At 38.4% G+C, this 24,549-nt stretch carries 23 protein-coding genes; 14 read left to right on the forward strand and 9 right to left on the reverse strand.

The window, feature by feature from the left end:
- The first annotated feature begins 147 nt into the window (after positions 1-147).
- Entirely contained in the window at positions 148-831 is a 684-nt protein-coding gene (locus Q0M21_RS08295; protein ID WP_295336931.1) for a cell division ATP-binding protein FtsE, read from the forward strand.
- A gap of 55 nt (positions 832-886) precedes the next feature.
- Here Q0M21_RS08295 and Q0M21_RS08300 read toward each other — a convergent pair whose 3' ends face one another.
- Both Q0M21_RS08300 and Q0M21_RS08305 read right to left on the reverse strand, forming a co-directional pair.
- On the reverse strand, positions 887-1,708 hold the full coding sequence (locus Q0M21_RS08300; protein WP_295336933.1) for a 2OG-Fe(II) oxygenase: 822 nt from the start codon (positions 1,706-1,708) through the stop codon (positions 887-889).
- On the reverse strand, positions 1,695-2,840 hold the full coding sequence (locus Q0M21_RS08305; RefSeq protein ID WP_295336936.1) for a glycosyltransferase family 4 protein: 1,146 nt from the start codon (positions 2,838-2,840) through the stop codon (positions 1,695-1,697). The genes Q0M21_RS08300 and Q0M21_RS08305 overlap by 14 nt, the downstream gene beginning before the upstream one ends.
- 53 nt (positions 2,841-2,893) lie before the next feature.
- On the opposite strand from Q0M21_RS08305, the gene Q0M21_RS08310 reads away from it, so the two are divergent.
- Positions 2,894-3,820 carry a glycosyltransferase gene (locus Q0M21_RS08310; RefSeq protein WP_295336938.1) on the forward strand — a complete coding sequence of 309 codons (927 nt, stop codon included), beginning with the start codon at positions 2,894-2,896 and terminating at the stop codon, positions 3,818-3,820.
- On the opposite strand, the gene Q0M21_RS08315 is transcribed toward Q0M21_RS08310, so the two are convergent.
- Positions 3,797-4,210: an FdtA/QdtA family cupin domain-containing protein gene (locus tag Q0M21_RS08315; RefSeq protein ID WP_295336941.1), complete on the reverse strand. Its 414-nt coding sequence runs from the start codon at positions 4,208-4,210 to the stop codon at positions 3,797-3,799. The genes Q0M21_RS08310 and Q0M21_RS08315 overlap by 24 nt on opposite strands.
- Positions 4,211-5,293, reverse strand: coding sequence for a glycosyltransferase (locus tag Q0M21_RS08320; protein ID WP_295336944.1), 1,083 nt, complete (start codon positions 5,291-5,293; stop codon positions 4,211-4,213).
- 67 nt (positions 5,294-5,360) lie between these two features.
- Here Q0M21_RS08320 and Q0M21_RS08325 point away from each other — a divergent pair, with 67 nt between their 5' ends.
- Positions 5,361-6,497, forward strand: coding sequence for a glycosyltransferase (locus Q0M21_RS08325; protein ID WP_295336947.1), 1,137 nt, complete (start codon positions 5,361-5,363; stop codon positions 6,495-6,497).
- Positions 6,498-6,505: 8 nt separating this feature from the next.
- Here the strand turns inward: Q0M21_RS08325 and Q0M21_RS08330 are convergent, their stop codons facing one another.
- The 4 genes from Q0M21_RS08330 to Q0M21_RS08345 are packed head-to-tail and all read right to left on the reverse strand — an operon-like array spanning position 6,506 to position 10,375.
- Positions 6,506-7,783 carry an O-antigen translocase gene (locus Q0M21_RS08330; RefSeq protein WP_295336950.1) on the reverse strand — a complete coding sequence of 426 codons (1,278 nt, stop codon included), beginning with the start codon at positions 7,781-7,783 and terminating at the stop codon, positions 6,506-6,508.
- Position 7,784: 1 nt separating this feature from the next.
- The gene (locus Q0M21_RS08335) at positions 7,785-8,354 is read right to left on the reverse strand and encodes an acyltransferase (RefSeq protein WP_295336952.1); all 570 of its coding nucleotides are present in this window, start codon (positions 8,352-8,354) and stop codon (positions 7,785-7,787) included.
- Positions 8,355-9,434, reverse strand: a complete 1,080-nt coding sequence (locus tag Q0M21_RS08340; protein ID WP_295336954.1) for a DegT/DnrJ/EryC1/StrS aminotransferase family protein — start codon at positions 9,432-9,434, stop codon at positions 8,355-8,357. It abuts the gene before it with no gap.
- Positions 9,431-10,375 carry a GNAT family N-acetyltransferase gene (locus Q0M21_RS08345; RefSeq protein ID WP_295336957.1) on the reverse strand — a complete coding sequence of 315 codons (945 nt, stop codon included), beginning with the start codon at positions 10,373-10,375 and terminating at the stop codon, positions 9,431-9,433. The genes Q0M21_RS08340 and Q0M21_RS08345 overlap by 4 nt, the downstream gene beginning before the upstream one ends.
- Before the next feature lie 135 nt (positions 10,376-10,510).
- Between Q0M21_RS08345 and Q0M21_RS08350 the strand changes: the two genes are divergently transcribed.
- A complete protein-coding gene (locus Q0M21_RS08350) occupies positions 10,511-12,280 on the forward strand; it encodes a gliding motility-associated C-terminal domain-containing protein (RefSeq protein ID WP_295336960.1) in 1,770 nt (589 codons plus the stop codon).
- A gap of 1 nt (position 12,281) precedes the next feature.
- Here Q0M21_RS08350 and Q0M21_RS08355 read toward each other — a convergent pair whose 3' ends face one another.
- On the reverse strand, positions 12,282-13,025 hold the full coding sequence (locus Q0M21_RS08355; protein ID WP_295336963.1) for an RDD family protein: 744 nt from the start codon (positions 13,023-13,025) through the stop codon (positions 12,282-12,284).
- A gap of 20 nt (positions 13,026-13,045) precedes the next feature.
- Between Q0M21_RS08355 and Q0M21_RS08360 the strand changes: the two genes are divergently transcribed.
- From Q0M21_RS08360 to Q0M21_RS08405, 10 genes are all read left to right on the forward strand, one after another.
- A complete protein-coding gene (locus Q0M21_RS08360; RefSeq protein ID WP_295336966.1) occupies positions 13,046-14,008 on the forward strand; it encodes a stage II sporulation protein M in 963 nt (320 codons plus the stop codon).
- Between the two features lie 2 nt (positions 14,009-14,010).
- On the forward strand, positions 14,011-14,949 hold the full coding sequence (locus Q0M21_RS08365; RefSeq protein ID WP_295336969.1) for a hypothetical protein: 939 nt from the start codon (positions 14,011-14,013) through the stop codon (positions 14,947-14,949).
- The gene (locus Q0M21_RS08370; RefSeq protein WP_295336972.1) at positions 14,942-15,703 is read left to right on the forward strand and encodes a DUF4129 domain-containing protein; all 762 of its coding nucleotides are present in this window, start codon (positions 14,942-14,944) and stop codon (positions 15,701-15,703) included. Before Q0M21_RS08365 ends, Q0M21_RS08370 begins: the two co-directional genes overlap by 8 nt.
- On the forward strand, positions 15,703-16,905 hold the full coding sequence (locus Q0M21_RS08375; protein ID WP_295336974.1) for a DUF4350 domain-containing protein: 1,203 nt from the start codon (positions 15,703-15,705) through the stop codon (positions 16,903-16,905). Before Q0M21_RS08370 ends, Q0M21_RS08375 begins: the two co-directional genes overlap by 1 nt.
- On the forward strand, positions 16,905-17,909 hold the full coding sequence (locus Q0M21_RS08380) for a MoxR family ATPase (protein WP_295336977.1): 1,005 nt from the start codon (positions 16,905-16,907) through the stop codon (positions 17,907-17,909). Before Q0M21_RS08375 ends, Q0M21_RS08380 begins: the two co-directional genes overlap by 1 nt.
- 29 nt (positions 17,910-17,938) lie before the next feature.
- Positions 17,939-19,270, forward strand: a complete 1,332-nt coding sequence (locus Q0M21_RS08385; protein WP_295336980.1) for a DUF58 domain-containing protein — start codon at positions 17,939-17,941, stop codon at positions 19,268-19,270.
- Positions 19,271-19,290: 20 nt separating this feature from the next.
- Positions 19,291-20,082 carry an RNA methyltransferase gene (locus Q0M21_RS08390; protein WP_295336983.1) on the forward strand — a complete coding sequence of 264 codons (792 nt, stop codon included), beginning with the start codon at positions 19,291-19,293 and terminating at the stop codon, positions 20,080-20,082.
- 23 nt (positions 20,083-20,105) lie between these two features.
- On the forward strand, positions 20,106-21,674 hold the full coding sequence (locus tag Q0M21_RS08395; protein ID WP_295336986.1) for a serine hydrolase: 1,569 nt from the start codon (positions 20,106-20,108) through the stop codon (positions 21,672-21,674).
- An 87-nt stretch (positions 21,675-21,761) separates the two neighbouring features.
- Positions 21,762-23,981, forward strand: coding sequence for a RelA/SpoT family protein (locus Q0M21_RS08400; protein WP_295336989.1), 2,220 nt, complete (start codon positions 21,762-21,764; stop codon positions 23,979-23,981).
- Between the two features lie 66 nt (positions 23,982-24,047).
- Entirely contained in the window at positions 24,048-24,506 is a 459-nt protein-coding gene (locus Q0M21_RS08405; protein WP_295336992.1) for a Fur family transcriptional regulator, read from the forward strand.
- Positions 24,507-24,549: the final 43 nt, after the last annotated feature.

Here is a 24,549-nt window from a genome sequence, read left to right on the forward strand (position 1 = left end):
GCCTATTATTTATTATAAACATTGTTGTAAACAATTTTGGCGCGTTGAAATTCACAGTTCAATTCGATTCGATGAGACAATTTGGAATTTGGAATTTGGAATTTGGAATTTATATTTACTATTTTTACCCAATAAACCCATTTAGCCATGTCAGCAACAGTTTTATCTTTGAAAAACGTTACCATTTATCAAGAAAATCGCGTGATTTTATCGCAAGTGAACTTGGAAGTAAAAGAAGGAGAATTCCTTTACATCATTGGTAAAACCGGGACCGGGAAAAGTAGCTTTATGAAAACCTTGTACGGCGATTTGCCTTTAACAGAAGGTAGCGGTACAATTGTAGGTTATGATTTGGTGAATTTAAAAGAAAAAGACATACCGTTTTTGAGACGTAAAATCGGAATTGTGTTCCAAGATTTCCAGTTGTTGTTGGACCGATCTGTAAACGAAAATATGTTGTTTGTGTTGAAAGCTACCGGCTGGACAGACAAACAAGAAATGCAATCAAAAATCGATGACGTTCTAGACCGCGTAGGTTTAAAAGGCATTGCCAACAAAATGCCGCACCAACTTTCGGGTGGAGAACAACAAAGAGTCGCCATTGCCCGTGCATTGCTGAATGATCCTGAATTGATATTGGCCGATGAGCCTACCGGAAACTTAGATCCGCAAACCAGTGCCGAAGTTTTGGGTGTATTGCGAAAAATCAACGAGAACGGCAAAACGGTCATCATGGCTACCCACGATTATGCCTTGTTGATGAAATTCCCATCGAAAACCTTGAAATGCGAGGACAACACTATTTTTGAAGTAGTGCAGAAAACCGTTTAAACATTTTTAAAAAACGCAATTGCAACATATTGCTGTAATGATTTGCAATAAGTTGCTACTCTTTTTTATACACGTGTGGGTTCTCCTTAATGCCCTTTTTGAAAACTTTTCTAATACACATGCGTAAGAAGGTATCCGCTTGTAAAATCAAATCCGTCACTTTGTTTTCCGGACGACCTCGAAAAGAAGTTACATGAAAAGTATCTTCGGCCTGCAATGGTTTTTCGGAAAAATAATAATTCGACACACAACGACGATATCCATCAAAAACTACCGGTGAGACCGAATGCAGCGAATGACTATGGGTTTCCATAATGGCCAAACGGTTAAATTTACTATGAATAGTAATTGGAGATTGCGACAAACCGTTGGGCCACAGCTCCAAATTACCGCCGTAAGCTTCATCCCAATCCGGCGTAACGTAATAGAGTAAATTGAGTACGCGCCACAAGTTGCGGTCTTTGTCGTGCGAGTTATCCAAATGCGGATTCAGAAACTGGTTTTTACCCATTAAGGAAATCCCGCCGGCATACAAGTTATCATCGGGAATAGGTTTTTCTATTCCACAAATTTCACCAATCAAAGCCACGATGCGTTGGTCTTGAAAGGCATAGATTATTTCTTCGAGTAACGGATGGTACAAATTCATTTGCGCGGCAATGTACTTGTCTTCGCGTAAGCTTTTCTTCAAAACCATTGCGTTAGGCTTAGGAAAAACCTCGGCTATTTGGACGGCAATTTCAACCGGTAAAACCTCATCTAAAAACCAATATCGGATAGGGTTATTTGCATTGCCAAACGCCAATAACAAGCTTTCTTTACGGTCTAGGATTTTTTGGTAAATTAAATCCGCTAATTGGGTTCTATTCAAAGTCATACCTTATGAATTTTTCAATTTTTCGAGCATTTTTAGCATCATTCAATACTGAGTTGAAAGCATCTTCTCTCTTTTTGGCTTCTAAATAGGATTGGTCTTTTAACTCCTTTATTTTAGCAATAAATTCGGCTTTGGTTTCGGCGATTTGACAAAATTTCAAGATTTCCGGATCGTCTACCATATTAGTATTTACCAAACAAAACCGACTTTTAAACAAAGCATTTATCACTTTTAATTTGGTTCCCGATTGCTGAAAAGACAACATTACATTGAGGTGTGCCTTGGCAAACAACTCGTCGAGTTGGTCGTCATTTTGAAGCACTACAAACTGTATGTTAGGTAACTTCTCAATTCGTTTTTCAATCATTTTTCTCCCATTTGACGAAGCTATAACCAAACGATAATCGGGAATTTCTGCAAATACGTCAATCAAAAACTTAGCGGCATTTTTATTGTCTGCCAAGCGCAAATCACCGTGATAAAAAGCGAAATCCCCAAATTCAGACAATTGACTAACCTGCTCATTACCATGAAAGACAGGCACATAAGTTACGTGGTCGGTGATTTTTTTTGCTAACTCATTTTCATACAGCGAAAGGGTAAATACCTGATCAAAATCGGACAATGTCTTTTCGTAGTTAATGTATTTTTTTGAGGCAAAATAGTAGGCGATTTTTTTAAGATAATTGCTTTCATTCCGACTCATACCGGCGTAAAAATTTGACTCAATATTGTGCAATCGCAAAAACTTCGGATTGGGTAATTTGGTCTTCCGCAGCATCATGGTGGTGTGCAGGCCTTCAAAAAAAATCGGCGCTTTTACTTTGGATAAATTCGCTAGCAATTCCGGGCGAAAACGACAAACAACCGGAAAAGGAAAGTCAGAAAATAAGAAGAAAGGATTCTTATTTTTTTTATACAAATAAACCGCTTCGGTAATGGCTTTCAACTCGGCTGAAACTTCCGATCTGTTTTCATAAAAACAATGCAGGTAAATGGTAAAACCAATGTTGTGCAGCGCCTTTACTTTATAAAAAACATCAATTACACCACCAAAATCGGGTGGAAATGGATTTTCGAAACTGATGATATGAATGGGCTTGTTCTGCATGGTTACCGACAAAAATAACATTTTATAAAGAAGTAAATACCTCTTTTGAGTATATTTGAATTTAAAACTGCCGCATGCCTTTTTTCTCTGTCATTATTCCGGTGTTTAACAAAGCGTTATTTATTGATGAAACGCTGAAAAGTGCTTTGGCGCAAACTTTTACCGATCTTGAAATTATCATTGTTAACGATGGTTCAACAGATGAGAGTGAAGCTATTATTAAAGGTTTCAACGATAACCGAATTCACTACTTCTACCAAGAAAATGCCGGCGTTGCCGTAGCCCGAAACTTCGGAATAGACAAAGCGCTAGGAGAATTTATTTGTTTTTTGGATGCAGATGATTATTGGTATCCCAATTTCCTGAAAACGATGTACAGCTACACTCAAAAACTACCGGAAGCCTCGGTTTTTGCCTGCGCTATTGAGGTCGAAACCAAACGAAACCGTTTCATTCCGTATTACTCCATTGCAAAAAAATCAGATTTTGAAATAGTGAACTTCTTTGATGCCAGTCAGCATGAATGTGTGCTTTGGACTTCGGCTGTGGCTATTCGCAAAGAGGTTTTCGATAAGGTTGGAAAATTTGATGAAAAAATTAAAATATCAGAAGACACAGAACTTTGGATTCGCATAGGTTTAGCATATCCCGTAGTATTTATTTGGGAAACTTTGGCACGATACGTTTACGATGAAAGCAGTATTTCCCGCAATTTGAAGTATTTCTTTGAACCTTACACTTTTGAAAAATACGCACTCCTCGAACAACAAAATCCTAAGTTGAAAAAATACTTGGATTTGAACCGGTTTTCGGCTGTCATCAAATGCAAATTAAGCGGCGATTTAGAAACCGCAAAAAAGTTACAACAACAAATTGACTTGAGCAGTTTGAATACCAAAAAGACCATTTTGATTCATTTGCCGAACTTTATTTTGAAACTTTTAGTACAAATTAAAAACCAAGCGGCAACTTACGGCTTAGGGAATTCTGTTTTTAGATAATAGGAAATTGTTGTAATCTCTGATGTAATCTGCCTCTTCAAAGATATCAGAAGCAATCACCAAACAAACCGAACCGGAAGAAAAATTTTCCAATTCACGCCAAATGCCATTAGGAATCAATAAACCTTCATTAGGTTTGTTCAGCGTTACCGAGATTTTGTCTTTTCCGTCGGTTAGCACTACCGTAAAACTACCGCTCAAAGCCACTAAAAACTCTTGTTGCATTTTATGCGAATGACCTCCGCGTTCAGCACCACTTGGCACATCGTATAAATAATAAACACGCTTCATGGCAAACGGAATCACATCGCCTTCAATAACGGAAAGATTGCCTCGAACGTCTTGAATTTTAGGTATTGGTAGTATTTTGATGTCGGCTACAGTGGTCATTTAGTCGTTTAATAAGCGTTGCCAAGAAGCAGCAATGGTGCTCAAAGATAAATGTTCTACGCTTTGCTTGGCGTTATTTTTACAATTTTGGTATAAATTTTCATCGGATAGCAGCAAATTCATCGCATTAGCCAAGGCTTCCGGCTTGTGGTTTTCGACCAACAACCCATTGATACCGTGTTGGATAATTTCACTCGGACCGCTTTCACAATCTACCGAAATTACGGGTGTTCCGGCCGCTAAAGACTCTATCAACGACATCGGAAAACCTTCGTAACGGCTGGCCAAAAGTGTCGCTTTCGCATGTTGAACAAACGCTAAAACATCGCTTTGAAACGGAATAATTTTTACAAATGAATTGAGTTTCTTAAGCTGAATTTTTTCAGTAATTTTATCTTTATCCGAGCCATCACCCAGTAAAATCAAGTGAACACCTTTCACATTAGCCTCCGACAGTTCATAAGCATCCAGCAAAAGCGACAGGTTTTTGATGTCATCTTCCAATCGGCCAAAAAATAAAAAATACGTATCGGGCAAACCGTTTGGTTTATCGTTTAAAGATTCGGAAAAAACTACCGGATTGTAAATGATTTGGGTATTAGTCAAACCATATTTCGCTTTGATTTTTTGCTCAATTGCTTTAGAAACCGTTACTATTTTAGTGGCTTTCGCATAGAGACATTTCGTCCAAAACAGTGATTTCGGGAAGTACATTTCCAAATTGGCGCTGTGCACCATAAAGTACGTTTTTCGTTGGCCGTAAATCCATTGGGCAAAAATTTCTCTGACTAACATCGGTCGGGAACGAAGATCAACAATCGTATCAATTTGGTTTTCTTGCAAATAACGGGCGATGTATTTACCCTTTTTAACTGCTCTGAAAACACCTTTTTCTTGGGCAAACAGCTTTCCTAAATTGACTAATTTACCTTGATAGTCGTAAGTGACAATGTCGAGAATGATGATATGATGGATTTCGTAACCTAAACCGTGCAACATAGAACCTAACGTAGCCGCAAAACGCTCGGCACCGCCAACACCCAGGGAAGCGGAAACTATTGCGATTTTGCGATTGTTGTTCATTTCTTACTTATATTGCAACGTATTTAAAACGCAGCGGTTATTTTGGCTGTGTAAATATAGGAAGATAATGAAGATTTTACTCATCGGAGAATACAGTCGGCTACACAATTCTTTAAAAGAAGGCTTGCTTGCTTTGGGTCACGACGTAACTATTTTGGGTTTTAAGGATGGTTTTAAGGCGTATCCGGTCGATTTTCCGTTAGTTAAAAAGTGGGATAGCGGATGGCTGAAAAAAGTAAAATTAGCCTTTTTACAACTGACCGGCTTCGATTTAACTTCTTATTTCACCTATCGTCAATTTTGCAAAAACCAAGACTATTTTAGGGATTTTGATGTAGTGCAACTGATTAATGAAAATAGTTTTTATTGCGATTATCGGTACGAGACCAAAATCCTTGACTATTTGTTTCGCCACAATAAAAAAATTTTTTTACTAAGTTGCGGCGACGATTATGTACATGTGAATTACAATTTCGACCATCCGGAAAATCCTTCGATAGTTCAGCCGTATTTGGCGGAAAAAATAGCAAACAAAGCGTTTTTGAATGTATTGAAATTCAGAACACCATCGTTTAAAAAATTACATCTATTTATCCAAGAAAAATGCAGCGGCGTAATGGCTTCTGATTTAGACTACCATCTGCCATGGCAAAACCAACCGAAGTATTTGGGTATGATTCCGAATCCGATTAACTTGGATAAACTCGACTACATCCCGATGGAAATTGACGATAACATTGAAATTTTCCATGGCATCAACCGAGAAAGTTACTTTAAAAAAGGTAATGATTTTTTTGAAAAAGCCTTGACCATCATTCAACAAAAATACCCCGAAAAAGTGACTATTACCGTTACAGAGAATGTGCCTTATGCCGAATACATTAACCGTTACAATCGAGCGCATATTATTTTAGATCAGTTGTATGGACACGACCAAGGTTACAATGCATTAGAAGCCATGGCGAAAGGCAAAGTAGTATTTACCAATGCTTCTGCCCTATTTGAAAAACACTATGATTTAACTGAAAAAGTGGCTGTCAATGCCCTACCCGATGCAGACTATTTGGTGGCGGAACTTTCGACTTTGATTGAAAATCCGAAAATGATAATGGCTATCGGGAAAAATGCTCGAGCGTTTATAGAGAGAGAACATCATTACCTCAAAATTGCGGAGAAATATCTGGAATCCTGGAATTGTGGGTAAAGTCCGCTTTAAATCGCTTTTGCTTTAAAAAATAAATTCCGGAACAAAAAAAGCACAAAAAATAAACCGATTACATTAGCATAAAAATAAGCTTTTACAGCTCCCGCAGCGCCATCACTTTGCATCATGAATAAGGCCAATAAGATGTAAGTCAAGTTAAATACTAATTCAACGGCAAAATACCTTTTAATCATGGTTTTAACCAATATTTGAAAGCCAAAAGCCAGTGTAATGATTTTAATAAAGTCGCCTGCCAATTGCCAAATCAGAAAATCATTAATAACATAAAACTCTTTGGTAAAAGCCAATTCCAATAAAAACTGCTTTCCTAAAAAAATAAAGGTCAATACGAAGAAAAAGATTGGCACTAAGATTTTAAAATAAGACTTCAACTCCGCTTTAAAGGCGCTTTCGGTATGAATTGAAGCGAGTTTTGGCATGTAATACAAAGTCAAACCCGAACTGAAAAACATCATATAAAAACCTGATAATCGATTTGCCGCATCCCAAATTCCGGCTTCATTTATACTGTAGTTCTTAACAAGCTCATCACGAATAAAAATCAAAGTTATCGGAATGAGAACAGCACTTAATAAAGCCATCACAGAAAACTGGCTGACCACTTTAAGGTGCTTTTTTTGCACTACTTTTTGAAGATCAAATCGGAAATAATTGCCCTCGTTTCTCACAAAAAGAAAAGTTATCATAACCATTATTACTTCTCCGATTACTATAGATAGCAAGCCACCAAAAATCAGCTTCTTGTAAATTAAAAGTGCTGTAACTCCAAAAATCAGTATGTTGGAAATAATCTGAATAAGGACTATTCGTTTGTACTTTTCAAAACTATTGTAAATAGCCAGCCAAAATGTATTAATTACCATTAGCGGTAACATTAAACCAAAAAATCGAACGGGAATAGTATAGGCTTCGTTAAAGAATAAAAACACAGCAATAGGGGCGGCAAAAGCGCAAACAAGCAAACCTAAAAAGGAAGACAGCCCTAAAAACAGCCAAAAAAATGTGGAATAGATAATTGAAAGTACTTCTTTATTCTCTTTATTCTCAACAAATAACTTGATTACGGCATTACTGATGCCCAAGGTTGCCAGTGACTTAATCATAGAGGTGAAATTCCTAAAACTCCCCATCAAGGCCATTCCGGATGAACCCAAATAAACCGCAATTATTTTTGAAGAAAAAACACCTAAGACAAAACTAATGGCAACTGAAAATGAGTTCAGCGACAATACCTTTAATACTATGTTGTCTTTAAGCGCTTTCAAACTATAAAAAACGTATTACTTTGGCCGGAATACCAGCAGCTACGGCATTTTCAGGTATATCTTTTGTGACCACAGTACCTTTTCCGATAACGGAATTTCGCCCGATGGTTACGCCTTTCAAAATGGAAACATTATCACCGATAAATACATTTTCTTCAATCAGTACAGGAAGTGCTATCAAGTTGGTTTCGTTTCGCTTTTCAGGTTCTAAATGATGTCCGTCGTTATCCGTTACGGAACAATTCACCCCAATCAAAACATTGTTTTTGATGGTAATTTTTGAATAGGCTTCTACTGAAAATCCGTTACTGATAGCCACATGATCTCCAATTTCAATTTCACTGTCTTTCGTCCTGGCCTCTAAAAAAGCATAATGCGAATAATACAATGGAGATGCTTTGACGCCGATAGTAACATGGTTCCCGAAACTGATTTTTCCTTTACCCTTCAACAACAACGGATGGTAAAGAATAGGTTTACCCTTAACGTTTTTAGCGTCGGACAACCAATTGTACTTCCAAATTCGGACAGTAACCCATAAAAAGTCAGCTATTTTTTGAGGTAATTTCATTTAGTACTGATTTAAAATGCGGATGATGTGACTAACTTCCTCTACTGTTAAAACCTGACTCATAGGCAAACTCAACACTTCGCGATGGATGGCTTCTGTAATAGGAAACGAAAGCGATTGCCAAGCTGACAAGGCTTTTTGTTGGTGTGGTGGCACCGGATAATGGATTAAAGTTTCGATTCCGTTATGTTTCAGATAGTCTTGCAAGTCGGCACGATTAGCCGTGCGAATCACAAACAAATGAAAAACATGCTTTTCAAAATCATCACATTTCGGCAAGTGGATTTTAGGATTATAAATTTCGGTCAGATATCTTTTCGCAATAGATTTCCGAACGGCATTTTCTTTGTCCAAATGAGGTAATTTTACATTTAAAAAAGCCGCTTGGATTTCGTCAAGACGCGAATTCACACCCAAATACTCGTTGTAATATTTCTGTTCCGAACCGTAATTGCGTAAGGCAAACAACACCTTAGCCAAGTCCGAATCGTTGGTAGTGATACAGCCCGCGTCGCCTAAAGCACCCAAGTTTTTCCCGGGATAAAAACTAAAAGCTCTGGCATGACTTCCTAAAAAAGGCAAACCATGCGCTTGCGCTGCATCTTCAATAATCAGCAAGTTGTGATGCGAACCAATCGTTGCAATCGCTTCCATATCGGCCAATTGACCGTACAAATGCACTACTAAAATGCCTTTCGTTTTGGCGGTGATTTTGGCTTCAATTTCGTTGGGATTGAGGTTGAATGTGGTTGCATCGGGTTCGACTAAAACCGGCGTCAAATCGGCTTGTAAAACGGCAAGTATGCTGGCAATGTATGTATTGGCCGGCACTATAATTTCATCGCCTTTTTGCAACAATCCCAATTCGATATACGCTTTAAAAATCAGCACCATCGCATCTAATCCGTTGCCTACACCTATGCAATATTTCGATTGAGTGTACAGGGCGAATTGTTGTTCAAACTTCTGTACTTCATCGCCTAAAACAAACCAACCTTTATCCAATAGCTGCTGCATTTTCTGCTGAAAAGCCGTTTGGTAAGGAAGATTTACTTTATGTAAGTCGAGGAATTTTATCATAGTGCAATTTGGAATATATTTTGAGAATAGACACTACAACCCAACTCTTTTTTTTGGTTCAACAAACCTTCGTTGTAGCCCAGTTCACTGTTATCGTCTACCGTTCCCATATCGAAATAATGATAATCGGCTTTGAAACAATCAATCAAATACAGGAAAAGATAATCCAAAGCTCGGAATTTTTTCCCGTTTTCGGTCGTAGCGCCGTATTGCGATTTAATCACAGTAGCAGTTTTAAAAAGCGTAATTCCCGCTAATATTTCTCCGTCACGGTATACATTATATTGTTCAATATTGTCAGGAAATTTCGATTGCAACGAATTGATTTCTGTTAACGAATGCAAAGGTTTCGTTTGGTATTTTTCCAGCAATAAAGGCTCCAACACTTTCTGCCAAAAAACAGTATAATCGGCTTCTTTTTTCACCTCCAAACCTTCCGATTGCAATCGGCGATAGTGTTTCAACTTGCTTTTCGAAATGGTATAATCCGATTGGAAATCGATGGCCAAATTCATTTTATGTCCGATGATTTTGGATTGTTTGTCACATAAAACTTGCTGCATTTCGGCAAAAAAAACAGGAGCATAAAACGGAAGCATGGCTTTGATTTCACATTGTACAAATCCTTGCTTTTGAAGAAAACCAAATGTTTCCGAGAGGACGGCTTTGATTTCTCCCAGCGGAAATTCATCACCAAAAATAAATCCGCCGAAGGTTAAGCCTTGGTGGGAAAAAATTTGATTGTCTATACAATTCGCGGGAAAAACCGCTTGCAAGACGTTTTCCTGAAAAACCAAAAGCGAAAAATCCTGAAATCGGTCAGAATGGTATTCCATGAAATTTCTGTGAAATAAAAATGTAGCATTGGTCGCTTGGTCGATAAAATCATTCCAAAGCGTAAAATCGTCCGAGTGGTAGCGTTTAACAGTATAGTCTTTCACGGTTTTCTATAAAACTTCGGAAAATTAATCATTATTTTTTTAATGGCATTCCCTTGAAAAAATGCGATATCCAAAATAATTACTTATTTTTAACCTAATAAATTGTGTTTTGCCTTGAATTTAAAACGAAAATTGATGTGTTTTATTGTTTTCTTTCTCCACATTTACTGTGTGAGAAGTCAGGATATTTCACTTTATGAGCAACTCAACGGCACTTACGATTTTACTTTTATCGGAAACACCCTAAACACAGAGGAAAACAATGCGGTCAACAGTCCGGTCACCATAACTTCGTCTTCCGCCAATTTGAATTTGAATTCCGATGCTACAGTTCTCAGAGCCTACTTATATTGGGCAGGTTGCGGAGATGGAGACTTCAATGTCCAGTTGAATGCCACCAGTATCACACCGGACAGAACATTTAGTTATGAACGAGATTTCGATGGTCAAACATTTACCTATTTCAGTGCCTTTAAAAACATTACTAACCTTGTTCAAACTACCGGAAACGGGAATTATACTTTGTCTGATTTAGATGTTTCCGCTTACGTTCCATTGCATTTACAAAGACGAACTAATTTTGCCGGATGGGCTATCCTTATAGTATTCAGCCGACCGAGTTTACCTCTAAATCAAATCAATATATACGACGGATTAGAAGCAGTACCGGATGATCTTAATATCACTTTGAACAATCTTAATGTAGTGGACAATCAAAACTCTAAAGTCGGTTTTTTGGCTTGGGAAGGCGATTCCATCTTAGCTACTGAAGAGTTCCGAATTAACGGCGATTTGCTATTTAATGCGCAAAATCCATCTAACAATGTATTTAACAGTACCAACTCTATCACCGGAAGCACCACATTGTACAACATGGATTTAGACATCTACAACATACAGAACAACATACAAATTGGTGATAACAAAGCCGAGATTACGCTTTCTTCTTCTCAAGATTTTGTGATGATTAACTCGGTAGTAACCAAACTCAACAGCCAAGTACCGGATGGTAGTATTGCTATTAACAACGTTTCAAAAGAATGCAACTCGAGAACGATTACCATTGATTATACTGTATTTAATTTGAATTGCACAGGACCATTACCGATAGATACTCCGATAACCGCTTATGTAAACAATACAGCGGTAACTACCTTTGAGACTGTTGCGCCCATTCCGATTAACGGTTCTTTAAACGGACAAACTACCATCCTAATTCCCGATACCATTCCGAATAATTTTGAATTGACGCTAGTGGTTGATGACAAAGGCGATGGAACCGGTACAGTAATCGAGATGCAAGAAAACAATAATGATTTCAGTACCTGGGTTACTTTAGAAACATCGCCGGAATTTAATCTTTTACCAACGCTGGAAGCTTGTAATGAAGGATTAACGCAAGGAACCTTCAACTTTTCAGGCCATGCCGATTTGGTTAAAACAGACGCAACACATACTGTTGATTTCTATGAAAGTATGACCGAGGCTGTTAATGAGGAGAATCCGATACTCAATACTACTAACTACTTGGCTAACGCAACTCCGAAAGAAATTTTTGTTCGAATTGACAATGGAAATTGCTACAGTATAACTTCTTTTGTGTTGACGGTGCGTAATTGTCCGCCAACAGTTTACAATTTCATATCGGCCAATCAGGACGGATTGAATGATGCATTTACCGTTAAAGGATTGGATAATATTTTTATGGATTACAGAATAGAAATTTACAATCGTTGGGGTAAATTAATTTGGACCGGCAATCAAACCAGTAACAAATGGGACGGTACTGCTAAAGAAGGTTTAGGTACCAAAAATGTCCCCGACGGCACTTACTATTATGTCATTTATCTGAATGATTCGGATTATCCCGAACCCTTAACCGGTTACGTTTACATCGTACATTAAACTACATACTTTGGGTGTAGTAGTTGTAATCTTTTAAAACAGTTTGGATAAAATCTCTGGTACTTCCCAATTCATTTTTAATTCCGGTCACTTGTTCAATTTTGGCCGTCAATTTATTCAAAACTACAAAATCATTCGACTTCATAGCGTTATGAAACGTTTCTTTAATGATGCGGGCATCGTTATCCGATAATTTAATAACCAAGGGATATTTGGGCTGGTATTCCTCGCCTATATCTTCTAAAATAGTACTGTTAATGGTTACTTTATTTTTAAGCGTAATCACTGCAGTTCCGGCAGACATATCCCCTAGTCTTTGGGTTTTGCTGTTGACTACCATAGCAATCAAACCGATGATACCGCTTCCGATGGAAATGTCTATCACTCGAAACAACCAACGAATTAAGTAATCGCCAAAAGAAGCTTGATATCCGTCTATTTTAACCACTTTTATTTTGAGGATTTTTTTGCCTAAGGTTTGCCCTTCCATCAAAGATTCTTGAACTAAAGAATAAAAAGCAATCGGCAGAAAAAACACCATATACACAGCCATTTGTGACCATCGGTCCAATTGATTCAGCCATCGGTCAATTTGAAAAAAGCTGAAAAACACATAATAGACAATGATAAAATAAGCTGCTTTTACCAGAAAATCAAGCATATACGCTCCAATCCGTTCCCCAACGGAAGCCGCTGTAAAATTTATAACAACATTTTGGGTTGTATTGATAGAAAGTTGTGACATAATTCTTATTTTAGCCTTCCATGAGGGAAGTAGCATTTATAAAACAAAACAAACAAAAGTGGCTCGACTTTGAGCAGGCTATTTTTGGTAAAACTAAAAAAAATCCTGATGAAATGGCTAGTTTATACATCCATTTGGTCAACGATTTGTCGTATGCTCAAACCTACTATCCCAAAAGTAAAACCGTAGTTTATCTGAATTATTTGGCTTCACAAATTTATCAGAAAATTTATAAAACCAAACGCGAAGAGCAAAATAGATTGGTTTATTTTTTCTCCATTGAAGTGCCTTTGCTCGTTTACCAGTACCGAAGATATTTGCTTTATGCTTTTATCCTGTTTTTTGCTACCGTTGCTATCGGTGTAGTTTCAGCCAAATACGATCAGGATTTTGTCCGACTCATCTTGGGCGACGGTTATGTGAACATGACTTTAGAAAACATCGAAAAGGGAAATCCGGTAGCGGTTTACAAATCTGGCAGCAATTGGGGTGGATTTATTGCCATCACTTTAAACAATCTTTTTGTGGGTGTTCGATGCTTTATTTATGGTATTTTTGGTGGTGTGGGAACATTTTTTGTTTTGATTCAGAACTGTATTATGCTGGGCTCGTTCCAATATTTCTTCTACCAACACGGCGTATTTTGGGAAAGTGTCAGCGGAATTTGGATACACGGTTCCATGGAAATTTTTGCCATTGTAATCGAATCGGCTTGCGGATTTATCCTGGGTGCTTCTATCCTGTTTCCGAAAACTTTCTCCCGATTGAATTCGTTTAAAATTGGGTTTAAAGACAGTTTAAAAATCTTTTTAAGTACCGTTCCGTTCACTATTGCCGCGGGATTATTAGAAGGTTTTGTCACCCGATACGCTATAGAAATGCCGAATTGGCTGAATGTGGTCATAATATTAGGAACGCTTTCACTGATTTCTTTTTATTTTTTGATTTTTCCAACACTTGTTCATAAAAAACTAAATCGATAATTATGTTTACCCTGTTTAAAAGAAGAAATTTCGGAGACTACGTAAGTGATACCTTTGTGTTTTTCAAAGAAAACGGCAAACATTATTTTAAAAATTACTTCACCATCAGCGGTCCGATGCTGCTGATTTTGGTGGCCACTTCCTACTTTTTATTTCAGGTATATTTTGATTTTTTCCTGAAAATCGACCCAAACAGCAACAACTCGGAATACTTGGAAAGTTATTTAGCTAACAACATGCCGATGGTGGTATTGGTTGCTTTAGGATTGCTTTTGTTTATGATTCTCATAAGCATGCTTAGTTATGCCATACCGGTAATTTATTTTGATTTATACCAAAAAAACAACGGGAAATCCTTTGGTACCAAAGAAATTCTTAGTCAATTCAAAGCTAATTTCGGTAAAATTTTAGTCTTTTTCCTGGTGACTATTTTCCTAATTACACCTTTATTGATGGTGGTTTTTACCTTGTTGTTTTTACTCTGTTTCATCATAGTCGGGATTCCGCTTATACTGTTTGCTATACCAACGGCTTTTTGCTGGGTAACGCTGAGTTTCTACGAATATCTCAATACCGATAAAGGCGTTTTCCAAAGCTATGGTAACGGATTCAAACATTTAACCAAACAATACTTCCCTATTGTTGGCTCGTGTATGGTGATTTATATTATCATTCAAGTGACCATGACCATATTTACCATGATTCCTTATATGTTCGGACTGATTTCATTTTTCACTACCACAGAAGACGGAATCAACAATAACAACGCGGTATCCGGCCTGACTTTAATCATGACTGTCGTGATGGTGTTTTCACTGTTAATGAGTTACATTCTTAACAACTTATTGCTGGTAAACCAAGGCGTGGTATTTTACAGCCGTCAGGAATTCGATGAAAACAAAAGTGCAGATTTCTCAATTGATTTAATTGGCAGTGAATAAATCCCTTCTCCTTCTTTTTTGGTTGCTTTTCAGTCTGCCCAATTGGGCACAGGAATCTTTGTCTGTGGCCGAAAGAGACTCCCTCACTTTACTTGAAAAAAAATGTAAAGTAGACCAAGCGCCCATGCAAGAAAACATAGCTTTCACACCCAGTTTAAAATCGAAATACAACTCTAATGAATTCCAATACGAAGTAAAACTAGCTGAAAAAAGTGCTTGGGAAAAATTCAAAGAATGGTTGGCCTATTGGTTTAAGAAAATTTTCGGTTTATCTGATACCAAAGTTTCCTCTAATTATGTCGAAATCACATTGAAAGTTTTAGCCGGGCTAATTGTCATCTACGTCGTTTATTTGATAGTAAAAGTCATATTAAACAAAGAAGGGCAATGGGTTTTCGGAAAATCTACCACCAAAAAAATCATCCACGACGATGACATCGAGAAAAACTTGGTGCATGTGGACTTTGAAAAGCTATTGAAAAAAACGTTAAAAGAAAACAACCACCGTTTGGCCATAAGGTATTATTATTTGTGGACGTTGAAAAAGTTATCCGAACGCAATATCATTGATTGGCATGCGGACAAAACCAACACGGATTACCTGTACGAAATTCAATCGAAAGAGCTGAAAGACAACTTCCAATACCTATCGTATTTGTACAATTACATCTGGTACGGCGAATTTGAAATGAATGACACTACTTTCAAACACGCCCAAAAAGCATTCGAAAACACCTTGCAATCACTGAGATAATGAACCGAACTTTAAAAATATACATCTTCTTTTTAGTCGTTCTGATAGCAGGAGTGATTTATATTGATGCCGTTCGACCAAAACCGGTGGATTGGTCGCCGAGCTATATTTTAAGAGATAAAATTCCGTTCGGATTGTATGTCTTCGACCAAGAAAGCAAAACCATTTTCAAAGAGCAAAAAATCCAAAAAGTAAGAACTTCGGCTTACGAGTTTTTAGACGAAAATTACGATTACACTCAGGATGTCGACAACTACAAGATAAAAGGCACTTTGTTCAATGTTTGCGATACTTATGTCATCGATAACGAATCGACCAAAGAGATGTTCTACTTTGTAAGTCACGGAAACAATGCCTTTTTGAGTGTGCAACAATTACCTAAAATCTTCACTGATTCGCTTAATATTAAACTCGATACCGATTTCGAATTCAAATCACAAATCGATTGTTGGCTGGCTAATCCGAATTTAGGAAACCAAAAATATGATTTATCTAAAGGCGGAAAAAACACCTATTTTTCCAGTATTGACACATTAAGCACCACCATTTTAGGTTACCAATCCGGAAAAGACAACAAACGCGTCAATTTCATTAAAGTGCCTTATAAAAAAGGAAACTTTTATATTCACCTGCAACCGGTAGCGTTTACCAATTACCATTTACTGAAAGACAATCACTACCAATACACCGAAAAAGTCTTGTCTTATTTGCCGAAAGGTAATGTATATTGGTTTGTAAAACAGCAGGAAGGTGCAACAGAATCGGGTTCACCCATGCGTTACATCTTGAGTCAACCGGCTTTGAAATACGCTTGGTATTTGTTCTTGATTGGCATGGTTGTATTTATGATTTTCAACGCCAAAAGACGTCAAAGAGTAATTCCGATTATCAAACCGTTATCAAATACCACGGTCGATTTTACCAAAACCATCGGGAATTTGTATTATCAAGAAGGCAATCACCAAAACCTCATCGATAAAAAAATCATTTATTTCTTAGAACGCGTTCGCAACGAATACCTAATCGACACGGCAGTTTTAGACGAAAACTTTATCAAAAAACTACACGCCAAAACCGGCAAAGACATCAAAGACATTGAACACTTAGTATATTTGATTAATTATCAAAAGAAAAGCTACCATCAAAGTATCGAAACTGATTTAATAGAAATCAATAAAGCAATAGAAAAAATCATCAGCTAATGGAAAATACAGAAAACTTCGAAGCTCAGGAAAATGTAAATTTCGAGTCCCGATTGAATTTGGAACCGCTACGCGCCAGCATTGATAAAATCAAAGCCGAAATGGAAACGGTTATTGTAGGCCAACACAAAATGATCGACCAATTGTTGGTGTCCATTTTGGCCAACGGTCACGTATTGATCGAAGGTGTTCCGGGCGTGGCCAAAACCATGACGGCGAAAATCATCGCCAAAACCCTTTCGATCGACTTCAGCCGTATTCAGTTTACACCCGATTTAATGCCTTCAGACATCTTGGGGACTTCGGTATTCGACTTAAAAAAATCTGAGTTCGAGTTCAAAAAAGGGCCGGTATTTTCCAATTTAATACTGATAGACGAGATCAACCGTGCACCGGCCAAAACCCAAGCGGCTTTGTTTGAAGTAATGGAAGAACGCCAAATTACTATTGACGGGCATTGCTACACTTTAGAGCAACCGTTTATCGTATTGGCTACACAAAATCCAATCGAACAAGAAGGCACTTATCGTTTGCCGGAAGCGCAACTCGACCGTTTTCTATTCAAAATCAACATTGATTATCCGAAGCTTAACGAAGAAATCGACATCATCAACCGCGAGCATTCGTTGCAAAACAGAGGAAAGTTAGAAAACATCCAAACAGTATTATCCGGTGAAGATATTATCAATTACCAACAATTGGTAAAACAAATTTTAGTCGAACCGAACCTGTTGGAATACATCGCTAAATTGGTAGTGAATACCCGAGAAAATGCCTTCTTGTATTTAGGCGCATCACCGAGAGCTTCAATCGCTATTTTAAATGCGGCCAAAGGATTTGCCGCCATTCGTGGCCGAGATTTTGTAACACCGGAAGACATTAAAGATGCAGCGATTCCTGTATTGCAACACCGTGTTATCGTAACGCCGGAACGCGAAATGGAAGGCTTAACCAGCATCGAAATCATCAAACAAATTATTGAAAGTATCGAAATCCCGAGATAAATCGGCGTGCGACAAAACGGAAAACTAACATGAAATTTTTCAAACAGTTATACCTCAACAATTTCTTTTTCTATTTGCTTATCGGCATTATAGTACTGTTTTGTATGGCTTTTATGTTTCCGGTTTTATACAATGCCACTTGGTATTTACTCTTTATTGTATTGGTGTTTTTGGTATTAGATATTTTAATTCTTTTCAGCAATAAAAACGGAGTTGAAGCGCACCGAACCACACCAGAGAAACTCTCCAACGGCGATGAAAATCCGATTGTAGTAAGGGTTAAAAACTTTTACACTTTTGCGATTCACACCAAAATCATCGACGAGATTCCGTTTCAGTTTCAAGTCAGAAATTTTGAAATCAAACGAAAGATTAAAAACGCTGCACAAGACGAAGTACAATACTATTTGCGACCAACTGAACGAGGCGAATATTTTTTCGGTTCTTTGAACGTTTACGTCTCTTCGCCTTTGCAATTGGTTTCCAAACGATACCGTTTCGACAAAGACCAGATGGTGCCAACTTACCCGTCCTACATCCAATTGCGCAAATACGATTTGATTGCCTTCTCCAACAATTTATTCCAATACGGTGTTAAAAAAATACGCCGTATCGGACATACGATGGAATTTGAGCAAATTAAAGAATACGTTCCCGGCGATGATATTCGTACCTTAAACTGGAAAGCCACAGCTAAGAAAAACAGTTTGATGGTCAACCAATACCAAGACGAAAAATCACAAAACATTTACATGGCTATCGACAAAGGTCGTGTGATGAAAATGCCTTTTAGCGGAATGAGTTTGTTGGATTATGCCATTAACGCGACTTTGGTATTGTCGAATGTCATCTTGAAAAAACAGGACAAAGCCGGTATGTTTTCGTTCTCTAAAAAAGTCGAAAACCGCGTGATGGCGGAAAAGCGAACCTCGCAAATGCAAAAAATCCTCGAGAATTTATACAACGTTAAAACCGATTATTTCGAAAGTGATTACTCGCGTTTGTACGCCGACATTAAGAAAAACATCAACCAACGCAGTTTGATTATCTTATACACCAACTTCGAAACGATGGATGGTTTGCACCGACAGTTACCATATTTAAAAGGGATTGCCAAAAGTCATTTATTGGTAGTCGTCTTTTTCCAAAACACCGAACTGTACCAAATCACTAACAAAAAAGCCGATACCATTCAGGATGTTTACGACAAAGTCATAGCCGAAAAATTCATCTTCGAGAAAAAACTCATCGTCACCGAACTCAAAAAATACGGTATCCATTCGGTGTTAACCCAACCGGAAAATCTTACGTTAGATACCATCAACAAATACCTTGAAATTAAAGCCCGCGGTATTTTGTAAAAAGTGAGTACTTTTACGACATGAAACTAATCACCAGCGCTCAAAATCCGTTTATCAAATCTTTGGTGCTTTTGCAGGAAAAAGCCAAAGCCCGTAAGCAATCCGGCAAGTTTTTGATTGAAGGTTTGCGCGAAATGGAACTGGCCATTAAAGGAAATTACACTATTGAAACCATACTTTTTTTACCTGAATTGGTTTCAGAGACCGAAATTAAAAAAAGCATTCCTAATATGGTGGAACTCATCGAAATTTCGAAAGAAGTCTACCAAAAATTAGCGTATCGCGACACCACGGAAGGCATCATAGCTGTAGCCCAAACCAAATCGCTGAATTTAGCAGATTTGAAGTTACCCGAAAATCCGCTCATCTTAGTGATGGAAGCGATAGAAAAACCGGGGAATATTGGCGCCATGTTGCGCACTTGCGATGCGGCTAAAATCGATGCCGTTATTATAGCCAATCCTAAAACCGATTTGTATAACCCAAATATCGTTCGCTCCAGCGTTGGCTGTTTGTTCACCAATCAAATCGCTACAGCAAGTACTGATGAAACGATTGCCTTTTTACAACAAAATAACATCCATTTTTACAGTGCAACGCTGCAGAATTCGACGGCTTATCATACCCAAAACTACACTACTCCTACCGCTTTGGTCGTAGGCACAGAAGCCACCGGATTATCACAACCATGGCGTGAACAAGCCACTCAAAACATCATCATTCCCATGCAAGGTGCCATCGACAGCATGAACGTTTCGGTAGCCGCCGCCATTTTGATTTTTGAAGCCAAACGCCAAAGGGAATTTAAGTAATTATGAATTTTGAATTATGAATTATGACACGAACGAAAGTGAATTGGCGAAGCAGTTTTAAATTATCATGGCTGGTAGTATTGGCTAGCTTCTCATTAAATGCACAAATTACAGAAAAAGAAGTAGATGTTTTAGTGGAAAACACCCTAAAAACCTTTAATGTGCCCGGCATCGCAGTTGGCATTGTAAAAGACGGTAAACTAGTTTTAGCCAAAGGTTACGGTGTTGCCAACATCAAAACGCAACAAAAAATGGACGCCAATACTTTGGTTGGTATTGCCTCAAACAGCAAGGCGTTTACCGCTTCGGCTTTGGCTATATTGGTAGATGAGGGCAAAATCAATTGGGACGATAAAGTGAAAAAATACTTGCCGGAGTTCAAAATGTACAACGATTATGTAACGGAAGAATTCACTATACGCGATTTACTGACGCACAAAAGCGGACTCGGATTAGGCGCCGGCGATTTGATGATTTGGCCCGACGGACACGATTTTACGCCCAAAGACATCGTGAGAAATATTCAATATTTGAAACCGGTTTCAGGTTTCAGAACCCAATACGATTACGACAATTTGTTGTACGTGATTGCCGGTGAAGTGATTGAAAAAGTGTCGGGTAAATCTTGGTGTGATTTTGTAGAAGAACGCTTGATGAAACCTATCGGCATGACCAAAAGCGCTTCGTCATGGAGAAGACTAAAAGACACCACCAATGTAGTCGTACCGCATGTGCCAACCAACGGCAAACTGGAAATTGTACCGCGTTACACCAATCCTATTTTTGATGCAGCGGCCGGATTGTATGCTTCGGTAAACGACTTGAGCCATTGGTTGATTGTACAAATGGACAAAGGAAAATATGGCGAAAACCAACAACTATTCTCCGAAAAACAATGGAAAGAAATGTGGACTCCGCAAACCATTTTACCGATGAACAATCCGTACCCGTACAGTTCTAATTTTCGTTGTTACGGTTTGGGCTGGCGTTTGGAAGACATCAACGGTCATTTGCAAGTGTCGCATACCGGCGGTTTAGATGGCATTGTTACCCAAACTATTATGATTCCGGATGTAAAGTTGGGCATCATCGTGTTGACCAACCAACAAAACGGCGCGGCTTTCACAGTAATTTCGAATACCATAAAAGACAGTTATTTGGGCTTGCCGAAGTTTGATCACTTAGCCTATTTCGGGCAGGAACGCAGAGCCAAAGAAGACAACGCTGATAAAGTAACGGATGAAGTTTGGGTAGAAGTCAATCAGAATTTAAAGGCTAAAACTAAAATCGATTTCCGAAACTATACCGGAACTTTCAAAGACAATTGGTTTGGAGAAGTGACGATTTACGAGCAAAAAGGCAAATGGTATTTCGCTTCCAAACGTTCTAAGCGATTGGTAGGTGAAATCTTCTGGCAAAAAGACCACAGTTTCGTGGTAAAATGGAACGTGAGAAGTTTCAATGCCGATGCACACATTTTCTTTGATGTAGATGCCGACGGCAAAGTTAATCACTTCAAAATGAAAGCGATTTCGCCTATGACGGATTTTAGTTATGACTTTCACGATTTAGATTTCTATCGCCTCAAATAGTCTCCGATTTCCCGTTGAAATTTCAAGATTTTAGCGCTTGGAATTTTCATCATTTATTCCTATTTTTAGGGAATTGAAGAAAGCGCTATGATTGAGATTGATTTAGAAGAAGAAAACAAGGCCATTGCCCGTGAATACAAAGAATTACTCCGCATCAGTTACCAAACACTGACGGATGCTGACAAAAAGCTGATTCGCAAAGCTTTTGACGTGGCTGTAGATGCCCACAAAGACCAACGCCGCAAATCCGGTGAAGCCTATATTTTCCATCCGATTGGTGTGGCTAAAATTGTAGCCTCCGAGATTGGTTTGGGCGCCAGCAGTATAGCAGCAGCCTTAATGCACGATGTGGTAGAAGATACCGACGTGACTATTGAAGACATCGAGCGCATGTTCAATCCGAAAATTGCCCACTTGGTAGAAGGATTGACCAAAATTGCGCAAGTCAAAAAAGATATGAACATTTCGATGCAAGCGGAAAACTTCCGTAAAATGTTGCTGACCTTAAACGATGACGTTCGGGTAATTCTAATCAAGATTGCCGATCGTTTGCACAATATGCAGACTATGGATTCCATGCCGGAATACAAACAAGTCAAAATTGCTTCGGAAACGCTTTATATCTATGCGCCACTCGCCCATCGATTGGGATTGTACAACATCAAAACCAAACTCGAAGATTTGGGCTTAAAATATACCGAGCCGGAAATTTACCGCGATATTGTTAGTAAAATCAAAGAAACCAAAGAAGAACAAGACGCTTACATTGCTACTATTTGTGATGTTTTAAAAAAGTCACTTGATGAAGAAGGTATCGAATACACCATCAAAGGCCGTCCGAAATCCATTTATTCCATCCGCAGAAAAATGGCGGCTCAAAATGTGACTTTCGATGAAGTTTACGATAAGTTTGCCTTGCGCATCATTTACAAATCCAATTTACACGACGAAAAGTTCCTGGCTTGGAAGATTTATTCCATCGTAACCGATCATTATCGCCCGAGTCCGAGTCGTTTACGCGATTGGATTTCCCAACCCAAATCCACTGGTTATGAAGCTTTGCACATTACCGTGATGGGACCGAAAGGCCGTTGGGTGGAAATTCAGGTACGCAGCGAGCGCATGGATGAAATTGCCGAGAAAGGCTATGCGGCGCACTACAAATACAAACAAGGCGCTACCGAGGAAAGTGGCTTAGACGTTTGGCTGAACTTGCTCAAAGAAGCTTTGGAAAGTTCGGAAACCAACGCGGTGGATTTTGTGGAAGATTTCAAAATGAACTTGTACGCGAAAGAAATCTTCGTCTTTACGCCAAAAGGAGAAATCAAATCGCTACCCAAAGGCGCCACTTCTTTAGATTTTGCCTTCAGTATTCACTCTGAAATCGGTATCAAAACCCGAGGAACTCGCGTGAACGGAAAATTGGTACCGCTGAATCACGAACTCAAAAGCGGAGATCAAATTGAAGTGATTACTTCGGTACATCAGAAACCAACGATTAACTGGTTGGACTATGTGACGACTTCTCGCGCCAAAAATAAAATACGAAACGTACTCAACGAAAACACCAAGAAAATCGCCGAAGACGGAAAAGAATTGCTGACGCGTAAACTGAAACATTTAAAGATTACTTTGAATGAAAGTGTGGTAAACGAATTGGTCAACTTCTTCAAACTTAAAACCAGCTTGGATTTGTTTTACCGCGTTGGTATCGGTTCAATTGAAAACCAGCAATTAAAAGACTTTGCCGCTCAAAAGAGCAACAGTTTGATGAACTTCTTCAAAAGTAAAATCAAACGTTCTCCAAGCTCGAATCCCGACGAAATCAACAAACCGGAATTGAGCAAAAACTACGATTTGTTAGTTTTCGGTACCGAACAAGACAAACTCGATTACAAATTAGCCAGCTGTTGCAACCCAATTCCGGGCGATGAAGTTTTCGGATTTATTACAATTAACGAAGGGATTAAAGTCCACAAAAAAGACTGTCCAAACGCTATTACACTACAATCTAACTACGCCTATCGCATTATGCCGGCCAAGTGGATTGATTCAACCCAACAAGAATTCAAAGCCACGCTCAAAATTACGGGTATGGACAGTTTAGGACTGACCAACGAACTCACCAAAGTCATCTCGAACAACATGCACGTGAACATCCAAAGCATCTCGTTGAGTGGTGAAGCCGGGATTTTTAACGGCCAAGTTTCAGTAATTGTACAAAACAACAACATACTTAAAAAGCTGATAGACAACATCAAAAAGATTGACGGTGTGGACAAAGTAACGAGAGTCTACACGAATTGAGTTGGGAGTTTTGAAACTTTGAACCTTAAACTTTGAAACCTTAAACAAAAAAATTACCTTTGTGGCATGACACAAATTGCATCCGATAATTTAAAAAATCAAGAAACCGTAAAAAATGTTTTTACGATGTACTTGGAAAATAACGGACATCGTAAAACCCCTGAACGCTATGCTATTCTTCAGGAAATTTACGATAGCGAGGAACATTTTGATATCGAAAATTTGTACATCAAAATGAAAAACAAAAACTACCGCGTGTCGAGAGCCACCTTATACAACACCATTGAGCTTTTGTTAGATTGTGGTTTGGTGCGCAAACACCAGTTTGGTCAAAATCAGGCACATTATGAGAAGTCGTATTTCGACAAACAACACGACCATGTTATCATGACCGATACCGGCGAGGTGATTGAGTTTTGCGACCCGAGAATACAAACCATAAAGCAAACTATTGAGGATATCTTCGGGATAGACATTCACAACCACTCGTTGTATTTTTACGCTACTAAAAAAACGACACCATAACTAAACAACTTAACTACAAACAAAAACACAACAACACAACAAC

The sequence above is a fragment of the Flavobacterium sp. genome (genome assembly GCF_024710485.1).
Lineage (GTDB): Bacteria > Bacteroidota > Bacteroidia > Flavobacteriales > Flavobacteriaceae > Flavobacterium.